The organism is Magnetospirillum sp. 15-1 (assembly GCF_900184795.1).
Classification (GTDB): Bacteria; Pseudomonadota; Alphaproteobacteria; order Rhodospirillales; family Magnetospirillaceae; genus Phaeospirillum.
In genome coordinates this window covers 89409-106002 of sequence record NZ_FXXN01000015.1, presented here as the reverse complement: position 1 = coordinate 106002, position 16594 = coordinate 89409, and the positions used below count along the sequence as shown (strand labels likewise).

Here is a 16594-nt window from a genome sequence, read left to right as displayed (position 1 = left end):
GGGCCGGCGTGTTTTTTTTACCGTTCCCGGAACGCCTCGTGGCGCAGCTTGATCACCGGCTTGACCAGGAATTCCATGACCGAGCGGGTGCCGGTGTGGATTTCCACGGTGGCCTGCATGCCGGCGCTGATCAACTGCTTGGCCTTCTCGTCGCCGATATAGGCGCGGTCGGTCTGCACCACCACCCGGTAATAGGGCTGGGCATTGGGGGTCTGCGGCACGGTGGTGTCGGGCGCCACTAAGATGACGTCGCCGTCCAGCCCGCCATAGGTGGTGTAGTCGTAGGCGCTGATCTTCACCAAGGCGCGCTGGCCCACCTGGACGTAGCCGCGGTCCATGGGGTTGAGCTTGGCGTCCACCTGCAGCCGCTCGTGCAGGGGCACGATCTCCATGATGGGGTCGCCGGGGCGCACCACGCCGCCGATGGTGTTGGAGCGCATGTTCTTGACGATGCCGTCGATGGGGCTGTTGATCAGGGTGCGGCGCTGCTGGTCGGTGGCCTGGATGAACAGTTCGCGGGTCCGCGCGATATTCAGTTCGGCTTCCGACATCTCGCTCTGGGCGGTGCGCTGGAAGCGGGCGATCTCCTCCTCGACGCGGCCCCTGGCCTCCTGCTGGGCGGCCTGGGCACGCGGGATGGAGGCCCGCACCGAGTCCAGCTGGCCCTTCAGGTCCTCCATCTGGGCTTCCATCTGGACGTGGTCCATCTTGGAGGCCAGACCCGACTTGATCAGGTCCTTGGACATGGCGAAACGTTCCTGGGACAGCCGCAGGCTGGTGGACAGCGAGCGCTGCTTGGTTTCGTATTCCTGCACCTCCAGGCCCTTCTGGCGGACCTGGTCGTTGAGCACGGTCAGCGTCGCCTTGAGGGCCTGGCGGCGGGCCTCGAACGAGCGGCGTTCGGATTCCACCAGTCCGGGCTGGCGCCTGGCCTCCTCCTCGGGGAAGACCACCGGCTTTTCGTGCAGTTCGGCCTCAAGGCGGGCGCGCTGGAGGGTGTAGCCGTCCATGCGGGCCTGCAGCTCCTCCTTGTTGAGCGAGCTGACCGGCAGGTCCAGCAGGATCAGCGGTGCCCCCTCCTTCACCTCGGAGCCGTCGGTGACCATGATCTCGCGGACCACGCCGCCTTCCAGGTGCTGGATGACCTTGACCTTGCCCTCGGGGACGATCTCGCCCTCGGCGATGGCCACCTCGTCCAGGTGGGCGGCGAAGGCCCACAGGATGAAGATGGCGGTCAGCGTCATCACCACGCGGGCCAGCGGCCGCCAGGTGGGCAGCGGGTAGGAATTGGCCAGAGTGTAGAGCCGCGAGCCGAATTCGGGCGCGTGGTATTCCTGCAGCGGTGCCTGGCCCACCGGGTTGAGGGCGGGCAGGAACCAGTCGCGCAGGCCGACGAGGGCGCGCCGGGGCCACGCCAGGATACCCTTGGGAGCGCTCTCGGGCTTTTCCGGGGCGGCCAGCAGCCAGCACAGCGTCGCCCAGAAGGTGCGCAGCCCGGCCCGGATGGAGGCCCCCGCCGTGGGAGGCGGGGCGGGCGGACCGCCGCCGCCCATCATGGCGGCCATGGCCTGCAGCATCTGCTCCTGGCTCATCTGCGGCTGTCCACCACCGGCGGGCGGGGGCGTGCCGGGAACGGCCTGATCGGCGGGAACCTGGGCGGGAGCGATCTGCCCCAGGGCCTGCGGCACGGGGGCCTGATCGGGCGGAGGGGAGCCGGTCACTGCTTGCCTCCCACGCCGATATGCACACCGCCGCCCAGGGGCTGGGCCGGCTGGGCCACCACGTGGGGCGGATGATGGGGATGAGGCTGCGGCTGCGGCGGTGCCGGCGGTTGCGCCGGGCGGGCGCCGAACAGGCGCTGCAGCGTCTCGGCCGCCGGGCCGGCGGCGGCGACGCTGCCCTTGTCCAGCACCACCACGTCGCGGCAGATGGGCAGCAGCACCGGCGAGTGGGTGACGATGATCACCGTATGGGTCTTGCCCAGTTCGGCCAGGGTGGCGCGCAGGTCTTCCTCGGCCTGACGGTCCAGGCTGGCCGACGGCTCGTCCAGCAGCAGCACCGGCGGGTCGCCCAGCAGGGCGCGGGCGATGGCGATGCGCTGGCGCTGACCGGCCGACAGCCGCGATCCGGCCTCGCCGATGGAGGTGCCGTAGCCGTCGGGCAGATCGACGATGTACTGGTGCACACCGGCTTCCCTGGCGGCGACCAGGATCTGCTCGTCGCTGGCGCCGGGGCAGCCATAGACGATGTTGTCGCGGATCGAGGCGTTGAACAGCACGCATTCCTGGGGCACGTAGCCCATCCAGCCGGCCAGTTCGGCGCGGGTGAACTGGGCGATGTCGGCGCCGTCCAGCAGGACGCGGCCCTTGGCCGGGTGATAGAGCCCCAGGATGATCTTCAGCAGCGTGGTCTTGCCCGAGCCGTTGCGGCCCAGCACGGCGGTGATGCCGCCGGGGCGGATTTCCAGGCGGTCGATGGAGGACGCCGCCTGGGACTTCTTGTCATAGGCGAAGGAAATGTCCTCGAGCGTGATCAGTCCGGTGGGGCGCTCGCGCTGGATGGCGCTGTGGCGGCGCTCCTCGGCCTCGGCGAAGACCTCGCCCAGGCGGTCCACCGACTGGCGGAACGAGGAAAAGCTCTTCCAGGCGCCCACCAGCTGATTGATGGGGCCGTAGAGCCGCGACGACAGCATGTTGCAGGCCACCAGGGCGCCCATGGTCAGCTCGTGGTCCATGATGAACACCGCGCCCACCGTGGTGAGCAGGACGCTGCCCAGCATGGTCAGCATCTGGCCGAGATTGACGTATTCGTCGTTGGTGGCGCCGCGCTGGATGGACTGCTCGATGGCGCCGGCCTGACGCTCCTCCCAGATGGGGCGGATGGCGCGGTCGAGCGCCACCGCCTTGACGGTGGCGCGGCCGGCGATGATCTCGGCCACCAGCCCGTCGCGGGATTGCTGGACGTTCTTTTCCTTGCCGCTGCTCTCCTTCATGGCCCCGCCCGAGCGCCAGGCCAGCACCAGGAACGCCACGAACAGCAGGATGAACACCAGGGCCAGCGGGCGGCCGATGACGAAGATCACCCCCAGGAAGATCAGCACGAAGGGCAGGTCGGTCAGCAGCACGGCGGTGGAACCCGACACCGTGTTGCGGATGCCGTCCACGTCGCGGAACAGGGTCTGCCAGAACGAGGCCGGGCGGCTTTCCAGGGTGCGCAGCGGCAGATGCATGATCTTGTCGAACAGCTTGGTGCCGACCTCGACGTCGATGCGCAGCGCCGCCGTCTGCATGATCCGCCCGCGCGAGGTGCGGATGATCCAGTCGAAGGCCAGCAGAACGCCGACGCCGATCACCAGCCCCTTCAGCGTCGCCACGCCGTTGTGGCCGATCACCCGGTCGTAGACCTGCATCACGAAGATGGGCACCGCCAGCGCCATCAGGTTGATGAACAGCGAGGCCGCCAACAACTCCCGCATGACGGGACGCAGTGGCTCTATGACGGTTTTCAGCCAGGATGTCTTCGAATCGCTCATCACCGGAGATTGTCGCCTGCCTCGGCCGAGATGCAAAGGGATAAGTATCTCCGCCGCCCGGTGCGAAGTGCGTAGGTATAAGTTCTAATATGTGGATTTTACAGTCCACTTTTTGGTAACGTCTTTTGACGTATATCAACGGTGGCTGTCTTTTGCGCGGCAAAAGGGTGAACGGCCGGTGGGGACCTGGAACGTGGAAGGGGAAGGGTTCATGTCACGGAGGGGGGAATCAGGAATGCGAATCGGAAAGCGTCTTTGGTTGGGGTTCGGGGTTCTGTGCGCGTTGATCGCGGTGGTGACGGGAACCATTATTTTCGAGGCCCTGGGGGTGAACCGGGCGTCGGAGCGGATGATCGGGCTGCGCATGCCGGTGGCCCAGACCAGCGCGGGCATCGAGGGACATATGTACGCGTCGCTGGCCGCCCTGCGCGGCTACCTGCTGACCGGCAAGGATTCCTTCAAGACCGAGCGGGCCGAGGCCTGGGAGGATCTTGACGGCCAGATTGCCGAGATGGATGCGCTGATGGCGCGCTTCACCAATCCCCGCAACCAGGATTCCTGGAAGGAAGCGCGCACCCTGCTGCTGGAACTGAAGGTGGCGCAGGCCAAGGCCGAAGGACTGGGCGCCACCAAGGAGGCCATCGATGTGCTGGTGGCCGAGGCGGTGCCGCGGGTTAACAAGCTGGTCGTCGTGTTCTCGGGGGTCAAGGGCGCCGACGGCAAGCGCTCGGGCGGCATGATCGATAACCAGAAGCAGATGCTCGACGCCGATTCCGCCGAGGTGTCGGGTCTGGTCAACACGATGATCACCGTGGCGGTGGTGGCGGTGATCGCCGGATTGCTCGCCGCCATGATCACCGCCCAGCGCACCGCCGCCTCCATCGTGCCGCCGCTGGTGGCCATGACAGGGGCCATGGACAGCCTGTCCAAGGGCGACACCTCGGTGGCCATTCCCGCCGCCAGCAGCGCCGACGAGGTCGGCGAGATGGCCGCCGCCATGGAGGTCTTCCGCGCCAACCTGATCCGCCAGCGCGAACTGGAGGAAAAGCAGCGGCAGGCCGACGAGGCGTCCCGCCAGCGGGCGCTGCGCATCGAACGGCTGACCGCCGATTTCGACGCGGCCGCCAGCGCCATGGTGCAGCAGGTGGCCGCCGCCGCCGGGCAATTGCAGTCCACCGCCGGCGCCATGAGCGCCACCGCCCAGCAGACCAGCCATCAGGCCACCGCCGTGGCCGCCGCCTCGGAGGAAGCCTCGGTCAACGTGCAGACCGTCGCCGCCGCCGCCGAGGAACTGTCGGGCTCCATCAACGAGATCGGCCGTCAGGTGGCCCATTCCTCGGGCATTTCCCAAGACGCGGTGGGCGAGGCCTCCAAGGCGGGCGAGGTGGTCAACGAACTGGCCGACACCGCCCAGCGGATCGGCGAGGTGATCAACCTGATCACCGACATCGCCAGCCAGACCAACCTGCTGGCGCTGAACGCCACCATCGAGGCGGCCAGGGCCGGCGAGGCGGGCAAGGGCTTCGCCGTGGTGGCGGGCGAGGTCAAGAACCTCGCCAACCAGACGGCCCGGGCCACCGACGAGATCGGCACCCAGATCGCCGCCATCCAGGACCAGACCCATCGGGTGGTCGGCACCATCGGGACCATCGTCAAGGTCATCGAGGAGATCGGGCAGATTTCCGGCGACGTCGCCGCCGCGGTGGAGGAGCAGAGCGCCGCCACCCAGGAGATCGCCCGCAACGTCGAGCAGGCCGCCGCCGGTACCGCCGAGGTGTCGGGCAACGTGGTCCAGGTGCAGGATGCGGCCGACCAGACCGGAACCTCGTCGCGCGAGGTGCTGGAGGCGTCGCGCACCCTGGCCGAGCAATCGTCCAACCTGCGCTCGACCATCGAGGCCTTCCTGAAGGACGTGCGAGCCGCCTAGACCCCCTGGCATAGGAAGACTGCCTCGACGCAGCGACCCCGGTCGGGTATGAAGTGTTTCCGGCCGGGGAGGGCTGTCCCTGATTTCGGGTGGGGGGAATCATGAAGACCTGCGTCGCCATCCGCCATGTGGCGTTCGAGGATTTGGGCAGCTTCCAGGCGCCGCTGGAGGCGGCCGGCTATTCCATCCGCTATGCCGAGGCCGGTCTCGATGATCTCGGTGCTCTCGACGATTCCGCCGTGGACCTGCTGGTGGTGCTGGGCGGCCCCATCGGTGCCTATGAGGATGACAACTACCCCTTCCTCGGCCCGGAATTGCGGCTGATCGAGGCCCGGCTGCGGGCCGGCCGGCCGATTATCGGCATCTGCCTGGGCGCCCAGCTGATGGCCCGCGCCCTGGGCGCTCGGGTCTATCCCAATAACGGGATCAAGGAGATCGGCTGGTCGGCCCTGGAGCTGACCGGGGCCGGTCGCGCCTCGTCCCTGGCGGTTCTGGACGGGGTTCCGGTGCTGCACTGGCACGGCGACACCTTCGATCTGCCCGACGGCGCCACTCTGCTCGCCTCGACCTCGGTCACCCGCAACCAGGCGTTTTCCTGGGGCAAGGCGGCGCTGGGCCTGCAATTCCATGTGGAGGCCACCGGGGCGGGGCTGGAGCGCTGGTTCATCGGCCACGCCTCGGAGATCGGCGGCGTACCGGGATTGTCCGTGCCCGGACTGCGCGCCGACACCGCCCGTTATGCCGCCGGGCTGGAATCGGTCGCCCCGAGGGTGCTGGCCGCGTTTTTGTCTGGTATGATGTAAGTCACGTCCGAGGGCTTCCCGCCTGTTCAGGGCAAGGGAAGCGTTGTATAGTCCGCCCAAAGGGGCAAGAGAACACAGCCGTGGACCAGAAGCTCAACGAAGAAGACGTCAAGCGCTTGCTCTCCAATCCGACCGGGGACGTGCGTGCCGAAATCGCCGACAAGATCGCGTCTCAGCACCAGGGGTTGAGCGACGGCGAACGCAAGCTGGCCGAGGACATCTTCCGTCTGATGGTCCGCGATGCCGAGGTGCGGGTGCGCGAGGCGCTGGCCCGCCAGCTCAAGGAGAACCCCACGGTTCCCCATGACGTGGCGCTGTCGCTGGCTCGCGACGTCGAGGACGTGTCGCTGCCCATGCTGCAATTCTCCGAGGTGCTGACCGACGAGGATCTGATCGAGATCGTCCACAGCCAGAGCCCGGAAAAGCAGGTGGCGGTCGCCGGCCGCCACCACGTCTCCGCCAGCCTGGCCGACGCCCTGGTGGATACCGGCAACGAGGCGGCGGTGGCGACCCTGGTCTCCAACGAAGGCGCCGATCTCAACGAGAACACGCTCAACCGCGTGGTGGACCGCTACGGCGAGTCCGAGCAGGTGGGCCAGTCCCTGGTCGAGCGCAAGGTGCTGCCCATCACGGTGGCCGAGCGCCTGATGACCAAGGTGTCGGAGAACCTGCGCCAGCACCTGATGGCGCGGCCCGACCTCACCCCCGAAGCCGCCGCCGCCATGATGATCCAGGCGCGCGAACTGGCGGTTCTCGGCCTGTCCAATTCGGAAGGCGACGTGGCCCAGCTGGTTGGCCACCTCTACAACGTGGGGCGCCTGACGCCGTCCATCATGCTGCGCGCCGTGTGCATGGGCGACCTGACCTTCTTCGAGGTGGCCATCGCCAAGCTGGCCAAGATCAAGGTGGAGAACTGCCGCACCCTGATCCACGACGCCGGCAAGCGGGGATTCGAGGCGCTGTTCGAGAAGGCGGGCCTGCCCAAGGCCTTCTATGCCGCCATGCGCGCCGCCATCGACGTATCCTACGAGATGGAATACGACGGCGGTCCCAACGACCGCGAGCGTTTCTCGCGCCGCATGATCGAGCGCATCCTGACTCAGTATGGTGATCTGGGCGTGGAGTTCGAGAACGACGACCTGGAATACCTGCTGTCCAAGATGAATCAACTGCCGGCCACCATGCTCGGCGACTGATCGGGCCGGCCGACTTTTTGCCAGACAACTCGGCCGGCCTCGGGCCGCCATTGGGGCGGCGGCCAAGCGGGCGGACGCCCGCGCTTAGGCCGAGGGACAATAGGCGGGCCAATTTATTGACCTGCTGGGATAAGAGGGGAAAATCATGTCCGGCAGCGTGAAGCCTGCAGCCAAGCCGCTCGACAAGGATGCGGCCAACCGCAAGGAAATCATCACGACCATCAAGGGGCCGGTGACCACCCGCGTCACCCAGCTGATTCCGGCCCTGGGCGCCTTTCCCAATCCCTATGCCGCCGTACTGGCCACGCCGGACCTGCTGTACGCCTGCATGCAACTGGTCAAGACCAAGCGCGAACAGTTCCAGGACCTGCTGGTCGACCGGGACGGCAATGCGGTCACCACCGATGACGGCTTGCTGCGCTGCGAGCGCTCGCTGGATCAGGTGATCTCCATGGTGGTGCGTTCCGGCGCCAAGGCCTATGCGGAAAAGCGCTTCGGCACCGCCGACAAGCCGGCCGCCCAGATGGCGCCGAAGAAGGAGCCGAAGAACCTGCTGGAGAAGATCCAGGCCCTGGTCTCGGGCAAGTGGGGCGATATGGAAGTCCCCAAGTCGTCGCCCACCCAGGCCGACCAGTTCTATGGGGCCATCAAGGACTATCTGGATTACGACTGGCAGGTGCCGCTGATCCCCTGCTTCGCCGAACTGCCGGTCAAACTGATCCGCGAGATGGGCCGGGGCGTCACCACGCTGCGCACTCCGGAAGGCATCGCCGCCCTGGCCGATATCGGCCGCCATTCCATGGATTCGGCCAAGCGCATCCTGTCCGACGCCATGATGCGCGAGATGCTCGACACCCAGCCGCTGGCCGCCAAGGGCGTCGCCTTTCTGGGCAAGGAGCGCTACGACTTCCTGCACGGCACCGTCTACGACAAGATGGGCGAGAAGTTCTGGGAGATGTGCGTCGACTGCGACCGTCTCGAGGCCATGGAGGTCCAGAACGCCAAGGACCTGGAACAGATGGCCAGCCATCTGCACATCCTGTCGGGCGAGTCCATCAACCAGATCGTCCGCTTCCTCAATTACTCGCAGATTCCCATTTTCCTGGAAGTCGGCACGGACAAGCTGGGCGAGGATACCTTCACCGAGATTTTCGGCGTTCCCGGCAACAAGAAGCTGGTCAAGATCTTCTGCGAGAAGATCAAGCTGTGGAAGCTGGACGCCGACGATCCCGATACCGACCTGCGCGCCAAGCTGCCCGACGTGTTCGGAGCCTATCTGCGGGCACCGGCGGATTTCGAGAAGGGCCTGTAGCTCTTCGGGAAGAATGAGTGTCCGTCTACGGCCGGTTGGCCGGCAGGCGCATCAACCCGAACCAGTATTCCAGAATGCCCTGGATGGACTCGAACAGGGCATCCACGTCCACCGGCTTGGTGACGAAGCCGGAAGCTCCGCTGTGATAGGCGGCGGCCACGTCGCGCTCGGCGTCCGAGGTGGTCAGCACCACCACGGGCAGGTCCTTCAGATCGTCGTCGGCCTTCATCTCGGTCAGGACCTCGTGGCCGCTCTTGCGCGGCATGTTGAGGTCGAGGAGGATCAGGTCGGGCAGGGCGGTGGCCCCCTCGATGGCCAGGGCGCGCAGGCGCTTCATGGCCTCGACTCCGTCGGGAATATGCTCGATGCGGCAGGCGAAGCGACTGCTGGCGAAGGCCGCCTTGACCAGGCCGGCGTCGCCGGGATCATCCTCGACCAGCATGACCTTGAATTGCTGTTCGCTCGCTTCAGTCACAGTCGCTCCAATCGGGCATTCGAGGTCCACGCCGGAGCCGAGGGCAGGACGATGGAGAAAATGCTCCCCTGCCCGACGGTCGAACGGACCCGGATGGTTCCGCCCAGATGTTCCACCATCTTCTTGGCGATTGCCAGCCCCATTCCTGTGCCGGGATGGGCCATGCGCGAATGAAGGCGTTGGAAGACCTCGAAGATGCGCTCGAAATAGGCCTCTTCAATGCCGATGCCGTTATCGGCGACATCGATGAATTCGAATCCCCGTTCCGTCCGGCTGGAGATGCGGATCACCGGGGACCGGTCGGGCGAGCGGTACTCCATGGCATTGCCGATCAGGGCGACGAACACCTCGCTCAGGCGGTGATGGTCGGCCCACACCATGGGGAGCGTTCCGGCCTCGATGACGGCGCCGGTCTGGTGGATTCGGCCGCTCAGCTTGCGCCGGGCGGTGGTCAGCGCCTCGGCGGCGTTGATCTGGCGCTTGGGCAACGGCGCGTCGTTCTCGCCCAGATAGATCTGCACGTCGTGCAGCAGCGCCCGCATCAGCCGGGTGGCGGTGCCCAGGCTGCTCAGCCACTCGCGCTGCTCCGGGGTCAGCTGGGCCGACAGGCCCCGTTCCACCAGTTGGCTGAACGAGATGATGGAGCGCAGCGGTTCCTGCAGGTCGTGGGCGACGATGAAGGAGAAGCGCTCCAGTTCCCGGTTGGCGGCGGTCAACTGGCGGGTGCGGCTTTCCACCAGCCGTTCCAGCGATTCGCGCCGCTGCAGGGCGATCCAGGTCAGGCACAGGATGCCGATGCCCATGATCAGCAGCCCGAAGCGCAGCGCGGTCACCTCGGCCCCCTTGGCCACGGCCGCCTTCCAGCCGCCGGAGGGGGCCAGGGCGAATTCCCAGTGTCCATCGGGCAGGTCGATGCGCACCGAGACCGGACGCATGGTGAAGATGCCGCCATCCCCGCCCACCATGGTTCCGGCGGCGGTGCGCAGCCCCCAGGTATAGCCTTCCAGGATACCGATGCTGCTGGATTCCAGCATGGTGGAGACGGTGAAGATCATGCCCACCGCCCCCCAGGGCCGGTCGCCCACGAAGACGGCGTGACGGGCCAGCAGGCCCAGTCCGCCCTGGATCATCTCCACCGGCTCGTGCACCGCCAGGCCCCTGGTCTGGATGGCGCGGTTGACCGCCTCGGCGAAGCCGGGGCGCTTATCCTCCAGCAGGTTGTTGCCCAGCACCTTCAGGTTGCCGGCATCGGGGGGATAGACCTGATGGACCACGAAATCGGGCGCGACCGAGATGTTCCGGATGCCGGGAACCTGCTGGTAGTAGGACGCGGCGAAGACCGGGAATTCCCGCTCGATCTCACCCGGCTGGTGCTCGGCCGCCTTGACCGCCACGAAGGCGGCCAGTCCCCGCACCTGGGCAAGGCGCTGATTGAGCGCATTGGTCAGCGCCCCCGCCGAGGTGACCGCCAGGGCCGAGGCCTGGCCGCGCAACTGCGCCTCGCGATAGTCGTTGTAGAAGCCGGCGATCCTCAGGGATACGGCGATCCACGCGACGGCCACGAGGGCCATGGTGATGACGGCCTTGTACCCTCCGGCCCTGGGCGCGGCGGGGGAGTGCGGATCACTGGTGCCGTCGAGGGGCATGGCCGGTCCATCAGCCGGTGGTGGCGATCAGATTTGTCGGATTCTAGCCTATTCCAGGCGCCCACGACATGCCCAATTATACCTGACGTATTATGACTTGACCGCTGGTATCCGTTTCGGGCACTCTGCCGGGACTATGACACGCAACGCGACCACCCTGCTGCTGCTATCCACCCTGGAATCGTAAGTTCGGTTCCGGGTTTTCGTGGTTTCAGCCTTCGGGTCGGGTTCGCTGCAATGTCTCATCTCTCCATCGTCTCCTCCTTGGTTTCCGCTCCGGGCCGCATGCTCGGCGGCTTGGCGCTGCTGCGACTAACCTCCGGTCGCCGGGCTTAAGGTCTTTCGCGGCCGCCCGGCGGCCCCAGGACCGGGCCGCGCTCCCCATATCAGCAGAAACGACGACCATAAGGAGAACCGGGCCATGATGCCTGCCGCCAGCACCAAATACCGCGCCTATCCCGCCATCCGTCTCGCCCAGCGCCGCTGGCCCGACGCCACCATCACCCGCCCGCCCGTGTGGTGCAGCGTCGATCTGCGCGACGGCAACCAGGCGCTCATCGATCCCATGGGCTCCGAGCGCAAGATGGCCATGTGGCAGACCCTGGTCGGCATGGGATTCAAGGAGATCGAGGTGGGCTTCCCGGCCGCCTCGCAGACCGATTTCGACTTCATCCGCCTGCTCATCGAGGGCGGCCACATTCCCGACGACGTCACCATCCAGGTGCTGGTCCAGTCGCGGGAGGAACTGATCCGCCGCACCTTCGAGGCGTTGGCCGGGGCCAGGCGGGCCATCGTGCACATGTACAATTCCACTTCCGAGGCGCAGCGGCGCATCGTGTTCGGCATCGACCGCCAGGGCTGCATCGATCTCGCCCTCGGCGGGGTGGGGCTGATCCGCGAGTTGTCCGCCGCCCGCCCCGAGGGCGAGGTGGTGTTCCAGTACTCTCCCGAAAGCTTCACCGGCACCGAGCCCGACTTCGCCGTGGACATCGTCGAGAAGGTGGCCGAGGCCTGGGGCGCCACGCCCACCCGCCGGATGATCTGCAACCTGCCGGCCACGGTGGAGATGTCCACCCCCAACATCTATGCCGACGTCATCGAGTGGTTCTGCGCCACGGTGAAGAACCGCGATTCCCTCATCGTCTCGGTCCACCCCCACAATGACCGGGGCACCGGCGTGGCGGCGGCCGAACTGGCGGTGATGGCCGGTGCCGACCGGGTGGAAGGCACCCTGTTCGGCAACGGCGAGCGCACCGGCAACGTGGACGTGGTCACCCTGGCGCTGAATCTCTACACCCAGGGCGTCGATCCCGCCCTCGATCTCTCGGACATCGACACGGTGCGCCGCACCGCCGAGCAATGTACCGGCCTGCCCGTCCATCCGCGCCATCCCTATGCCGGGGAACTGGTCTATACCGCCTTTTCCGGCTCGCATCAGGATGCCATCAAGAAGGGCTTCTCGGCCCGCAAGAAGGCCAACGATCCGGTGTGGGAGGTGCCCTATCTCCCCATCGATCCGGCCGACGTGGGCCGCAGCTATGAAGCGGTGATCCGCATCAACAGCCAGTCGGGCAAGGGCGGCATCGCCGCCGTGCTCGAGCGCGACCACGGGCTGGAAATTCCCCGCTCGCTGCAGATCGATTTCGCCCGCGTGGTCCAGGCCATGGCCGACAAGGTGGGCCGTGAATTGGACTCGGGCGAGATCATGGCCGCCTTCTCCCAGACCTACCTCAAGGACTGGCCGTTGGAACTGGTGGAGTACGAAACCCATTCCGAGGGGCGCAACGGCGCGCGGGTGCTGTCCGCCACCGTTCGCGACAGAGGCGTGGAGAAGCGCATCGAGGGCAGGGGCAACGGCCCCATGGACGCCTTCATCCATGCGGTGGAAACCGGCCTCGGCCGCAAGGTCAAGGTCCGCGACTACCACGAGCATGCCCTTGGCTCGGGCTCCGAGGCCCAGGCCGCCTGCTATGTGGAGATCGCCGACGAGGGCGGCACCTCGGTCCATGGCGCCGCCCTCGACCCCTCCATCACCATGGCTTCGCTCAAGGCGGTGGTCAGTGCCCTGAACCGGGCAGCATAGAATATACGGCGAGGCGGTGTATAACGCCGCCTCGCTCCAAATGCATACAGAAGACAAAGGGTAGTTACATCCCATTTATATACATTAAGTATGTAAAATATGTTGACTCCCCTACCGCTTCGCCGCCACTCTTGGCGGTGTTGCGGCTTGTCTCGGCTCCCGTGCCGTGTGCCGCGCAGGCGAGAATGGAGGGCGCCATGGCCGGACGACTGCGCATCGGAGTCAAGATTCAGCTTCTCATGGGGGTGATGGCGGTGGTGGCGGTGATGATCGCCGCTCTGGGCCAGTGGGCCATCGCGACCTACGATGCGCGGACCAATGATATTCTCGCCGCCTCGCGACGGGCCGATTTCGGCCAGAAGGCGGGTGCCGCCATCTATTCCGTGGTGATGGATTCCCGCGGCGTCTACATGGCGCGCGACGCCGCCGAGGTGAAGAAATTCGCCACTCCCATGGGCAAGACCCTCGACGCCTTCGAGAAACTGGCGGTGGAGTGGCGGGGGGCTGTGCCGGCTTCCCAGGCCGCCGCCTTCGCCAAGCTGGACGAGGAATTGACCAGCTTCATCCGTTTCCGGCGGGAACTGATCCGCCTCGGCCTGGAGAGCGGCGCCCCGGCGGCGCGGACCTTCGGCGACAACGACGCCAACCGCGCCAACCGGCAGCGGCTGGGCAAGCTGGTGGACGAGTATTCCGACGCGGCCGACCGCGAGGTGGAGGAATACCATCAGGCCATGGACGTCTTCGCCGGGCAACTGAAGGTCGGCATCCTGCTGGGTGCCCTGACCGCGTTGCTGGGCGGCGGCATCCTGACCCTGATCATGGTGCGCCGCTCGGTTTCCGGGCCGCTGGGACGGGTGGCCGACGCGACGCGGCGCATGGCCGAGGGCAACCTGGACGAGGCGGTGGTGGACGCCGGGCGCGGTGACGAGACCGGTGAAATCGCCCGTGCCCTGCTGGTATTCCGCGACAACATGCGGCGCAACCTGGAACTGGAGGCCGCCGCCCGCGCCGAGCAGAGCCAGCGGGCCGAGCGGGCCGAGCGGCTGGAACGCCGCACCGCCGAATTCGACCGGGTGGTCCAGTCGCTGCTGGGCGACGTGGGCGACGTGGTGCGGACGGTATCGTCCACCGCCGAGAATCTTCACCACAATGTTGATGATGCCGGGCGTGAAAGCGCCTCGGTGGCCGTCGCCGCCGCCCAGTCCTCCGCCAACGTGCAGGAGGTGGCTTCGGCCACCGGGCAGTTGCGGACCTCCAATCTCGGCATCTCCGAGCGTATCCACGAAACCTCGGCCATCGTCCGCGATGCGGTGGGGATCATGGAGGGATCGGGAACCACCATGGCATCCCTGGACGACGTGGCGCGCCGTATCGGCGAGGTGGTCAGCCTGATCAATGACATCGCGTCCCAGACCAACCTTCTCGCCCTCAACGCCACCATCGAGGCGGCCCGTGCCGGCGAGGCCGGCAAGGGCTTCGCCGTCGTGGCCGGCGAGGTGAAGAATCTGGCCAACCAGACGGCCAGGGCCACCGACGAGATCGGCCAGCAGGTGGCGGCCATGCAGGATACGGTGCAGCAGGCCGTGGTTTCCAACCGCCGCGTCGCCGAATTCGTCGGGCGCATCGACGCCGTCGCCGCGGCGGTGGCCGACGCCGCCGTGGAACAGGGCCGCGTCACCGACGCCATCCTGCTCAACGTGCAGGAGGCGGCCGAGGGCGGCCGTCTGGTCACCGACAGCATTTCCAAGGTATCGCGGCAGGTGGAGGCGGGCGGCGCCCTGGCCGGCGACATGGCCGTCATGGCCCAGTCCCTGGCCCTGCGCGCCCAGTCGCTGCGCGGGACGATCACCGGCTTCCTGGCCGACGCCAAGGCTATCTGACGGCGTTGGGCCGCTCTATACTCTGTCCGGCCAGCCGGTCGGAAGGGGTAAGGGCGTGCACGATTCTGGGGCGTTGTTCGATATCTTGTCGCTGCTGCTGGCGGCGGTGGTCCTGGTGCCGCTGTTCCAGCGCTTCGGCATTCCCTCGGTGCTGGCCTATCTGGCGGCGGGAATCGTGCTGGGACCCTATACTCCCGGTCCGGTGGTCGAACTGGAGGTCACCCGGCCGCTGGCCGAGTTCGGGGTGGTGTTCCTGCTGTTCGCCATCGGCATGGAACTGCCGCTGTCGCGCCTGCGCACCATGCGCCGCTACATCCTGGGGCTCGGCCTCGCCCAGGTGGTGGTCACCGCCCTGGTCATCGGCGCCATCGGCTATTTCTTCGGATTGTCGGGAGCGGTCTGCCTGGTGGTGGGCCTGACCCTGGCCTTTTCCTCCACCGCCACGGTGCTGGCCATCCTGGTGGAGCGTGGCGAGGCCGTGGACCATCACGGCCGCATCGCCATCGCCGTGCTGATCTTCCAGGATCTGGCGGTGGTGCCGGTGCTGGTGCTGCTGCCGCTCCTGGCCGGCCAGGAGCGGCACGTCGCCGAGGCCCTGGCCCTGGCCGGCGGCAAGGTGGTTCTGGTCATGGCCGCCATCTTCGTGGTCGGCCGCTTCCTGCTGCGCCCGGCCTACCGCTTCATCGCCGGCGCCCGCAATCCCGAGGTATTCACCGCCGCCAACCTGCTGCTGGTCCTGACGGTGGCCTGGGTGACCGGCGAGGCGGGAATGTCCATGGCGCTGGGCGCCTTCCTGGCCGGGCTGCTGCTGGCCGATTCCCGCTACCGCCATCAGGTGGAAGCCGATATCGAGCCGTTCCGAGGCCTGCTGCTCGGCCTGTTCTTCATGACGGTGGGCATGTCCATCAACCTGCCCTTCGTCGCCGACCGGCTGGACCTGGTCCTCGCCCTGACCATGGGCACCGTCGTCGTCAAGGCGGTGGTGGTGGTCCTGCTGTGCCTGCTGATGCGGGTGGGGCTGGCCGATGGGCTGCGGGTGGGGTTCCTGCTGGCCCAGGGCGGCGAATTCGCCTTCGTGGTGTTCGGCCGCGCCCTCGAACTGAAAATCCTCGACGGCGGGCTGGGGCAGGCCCTGGTGGCCGGCGTGGCGCTGTCCATGGTGCTGACGCCCGCCCTGGCCGGTTTGGGACGGCGGCTGTCCTTGCGCCTGACTCCCGAACGGAGCGGCGAGCCCATCCCCGAGGCGGTGCGGCATCTGAGCGATCACGTGGTCATCGCCGGCTATGGGCGGGTGGGGCGCGCCATCGCCCGCCTGCTGGCCGAGCACCATATCCCGTTCATCGCGCTGGACATGGATGTGGACCGGGTGTCCAAGGCCCGCACCGACGGCGTGCCGGTCTATTACGGCGACGCCGGACGGACCGGTATCCTGCGTTCGGTGGGCATCGAGCGGGCCAGGGCGGCGGTGATCACCGTCAACGAGGCCCGCCAGGCCGAACGCGCCATTTCCTGTATCCGTCAGGCGGCGCCCAGGCTGCCCATCGTGGCCCGCGCCCGCGACCGTATCCAGGAACAGATTCTGGGCGATATCGGCGCCACCGCCGTCATCCCCGAGACGGTGGAGGCCAGCCTGCAGATGGCCGGCTCGGTGCTGCGCTCGGCGGGAATCGACGACGCGGCGGTGGAGCGCAGCATCAAGGGCTACCGCGACCGCCGCTACGGCCGGCCGGAGGAGTGAGG

General features: G+C 67.2%; 11 protein-coding genes. 7 read left to right on the top strand and 4 right to left on the bottom strand.

What is annotated here, in order from left to right; genetic code table 11:
- Positions 1–17: 17 nt before the first annotated feature.
- A complete protein-coding gene (locus CP958_RS02735) occupies positions 18–1721 on the bottom strand; it encodes an HlyD family type I secretion periplasmic adaptor subunit (protein ID WP_096700481.1) in 1704 nt (567 codons plus the stop codon).
- A complete protein-coding gene (locus CP958_RS02730) occupies positions 1718–3532 on the bottom strand; it encodes an ATP-binding cassette domain-containing protein (RefSeq protein WP_096700480.1) in 1815 nt (604 codons plus the stop codon). The genes CP958_RS02735 and CP958_RS02730 overlap by 4 nt, the downstream gene beginning before the upstream one ends.
- Positions 3533–3767: 235 nt before the next feature.
- Between CP958_RS02730 and CP958_RS27290 the strand changes: the two genes are divergently transcribed.
- The 4 genes from CP958_RS27290 (at position 3768) to CP958_RS02710 (ending at position 8770) form a co-directional block, all read left to right on the top strand.
- Entirely contained in the window at positions 3768–5459 is a 1692-nt protein-coding gene (locus tag CP958_RS27290; RefSeq protein ID WP_096700479.1) for a methyl-accepting chemotaxis protein, read from the top strand.
- Positions 5460–5560: 101 nt separating this feature from the next.
- Positions 5561–6262 (top strand): glutamine amidotransferase, encoded by a 702-nt coding sequence (locus CP958_RS02720; RefSeq protein WP_096700478.1) that lies wholly within the window; start codon positions 5561–5563, stop codon positions 6260–6262.
- 80 nt (positions 6263–6342) lie between these two features.
- Positions 6343–7458, top strand: coding sequence for a DUF2336 domain-containing protein (locus CP958_RS02715; RefSeq protein ID WP_096700477.1), 1116 nt, complete (start codon positions 6343–6345; stop codon positions 7456–7458).
- A gap of 145 nt (positions 7459–7603) precedes the next feature.
- A complete protein-coding gene (locus tag CP958_RS02710; protein WP_096700476.1) occupies positions 7604–8770 on the top strand; it encodes a hypothetical protein in 1167 nt (388 codons plus the stop codon).
- Between the two features lie 25 nt (positions 8771–8795).
- On the opposite strand, the gene CP958_RS02705 is transcribed toward CP958_RS02710, so the two are convergent.
- Both CP958_RS02705 and CP958_RS02700 read right to left on the bottom strand, forming a co-directional pair.
- The gene (locus CP958_RS02705; protein WP_277948860.1) at positions 8796–9245 is read right to left on the bottom strand and encodes a response regulator; all 450 of its coding nucleotides are present in this window, start codon (positions 9243–9245) and stop codon (positions 8796–8798) included.
- The gene (locus tag CP958_RS02700) at positions 9242–10891 is read right to left on the bottom strand and encodes an ATP-binding protein (RefSeq protein ID WP_170958809.1); all 1650 of its coding nucleotides are present in this window, start codon (positions 10889–10891) and stop codon (positions 9242–9244) included. The genes CP958_RS02705 and CP958_RS02700 overlap by 4 nt, the downstream gene beginning before the upstream one ends.
- A 421-nt stretch (positions 10892–11312) precedes the next feature.
- Between CP958_RS02700 and leuA the strand changes: the two genes are divergently transcribed.
- The 3 genes from leuA (at position 11313) to CP958_RS02685 (ending at position 16592) form a co-directional block, all read left to right on the top strand.
- A complete protein-coding gene (leuA, locus tag CP958_RS02695) occupies positions 11313–12974 on the top strand; it encodes a 2-isopropylmalate synthase (RefSeq protein ID WP_096700475.1) in 1662 nt (553 codons plus the stop codon).
- Positions 12975–13171: 197 nt separating this feature from the next.
- Positions 13172–14854, top strand: a complete 1683-nt coding sequence (locus tag CP958_RS02690; protein WP_170958808.1) for a methyl-accepting chemotaxis protein — start codon at positions 13172–13174, stop codon at positions 14852–14854.
- A 55-nt stretch (positions 14855–14909) separates the two neighbouring features.
- On the top strand, positions 14910–16592 hold the full coding sequence (locus CP958_RS02685; RefSeq protein ID WP_170958807.1) for a monovalent cation:proton antiporter-2 (CPA2) family protein: 1683 nt from the start codon (positions 14910–14912) through the stop codon (positions 16590–16592).
- Positions 16593–16594 lie beyond the last annotated feature (2 nt).

Excerpts from the sequence above, each read along its gene's own strand:
- CP958_RS02730 (WP_096700480.1), bottom strand. The coding sequence starts at position 3,532 with ATGAGCGATTCGAAGACATCCTGGCTGAAAACCGTCATAGAGCCACTG.
- CP958_RS27290 (WP_096700479.1), top strand. The coding sequence starts at position 3,768 with ATGCGAATCGGAAAGCGTCTTTGGTTGGGGTTCGGGGTTCTGTGCGCG.
- CP958_RS02720 (WP_096700478.1), top strand. The coding sequence starts at position 5,561 with ATGAAGACCTGCGTCGCCATCCGCCATGTGGCGTTCGAGGATTTGGGC.
- CP958_RS02710 (WP_096700476.1), top strand. The coding sequence starts at position 7,604 with ATGTCCGGCAGCGTGAAGCCTGCAGCCAAGCCGCTCGACAAGGATGCG.
- CP958_RS02700 (WP_170958809.1), bottom strand. The coding sequence starts at position 10,891 with ATGCCCCTCGACGGCACCAGTGATCCGCACTCCCCCGCCGCGCCCAGG.
- leuA (WP_096700475.1), top strand. The coding sequence starts at position 11,313 with ATGATGCCTGCCGCCAGCACCAAATACCGCGCCTATCCCGCCATCCGT.
- CP958_RS02690 (WP_170958808.1), top strand. The coding sequence starts at position 13,172 with ATGGCCGGACGACTGCGCATCGGAGTCAAGATTCAGCTTCTCATGGGG.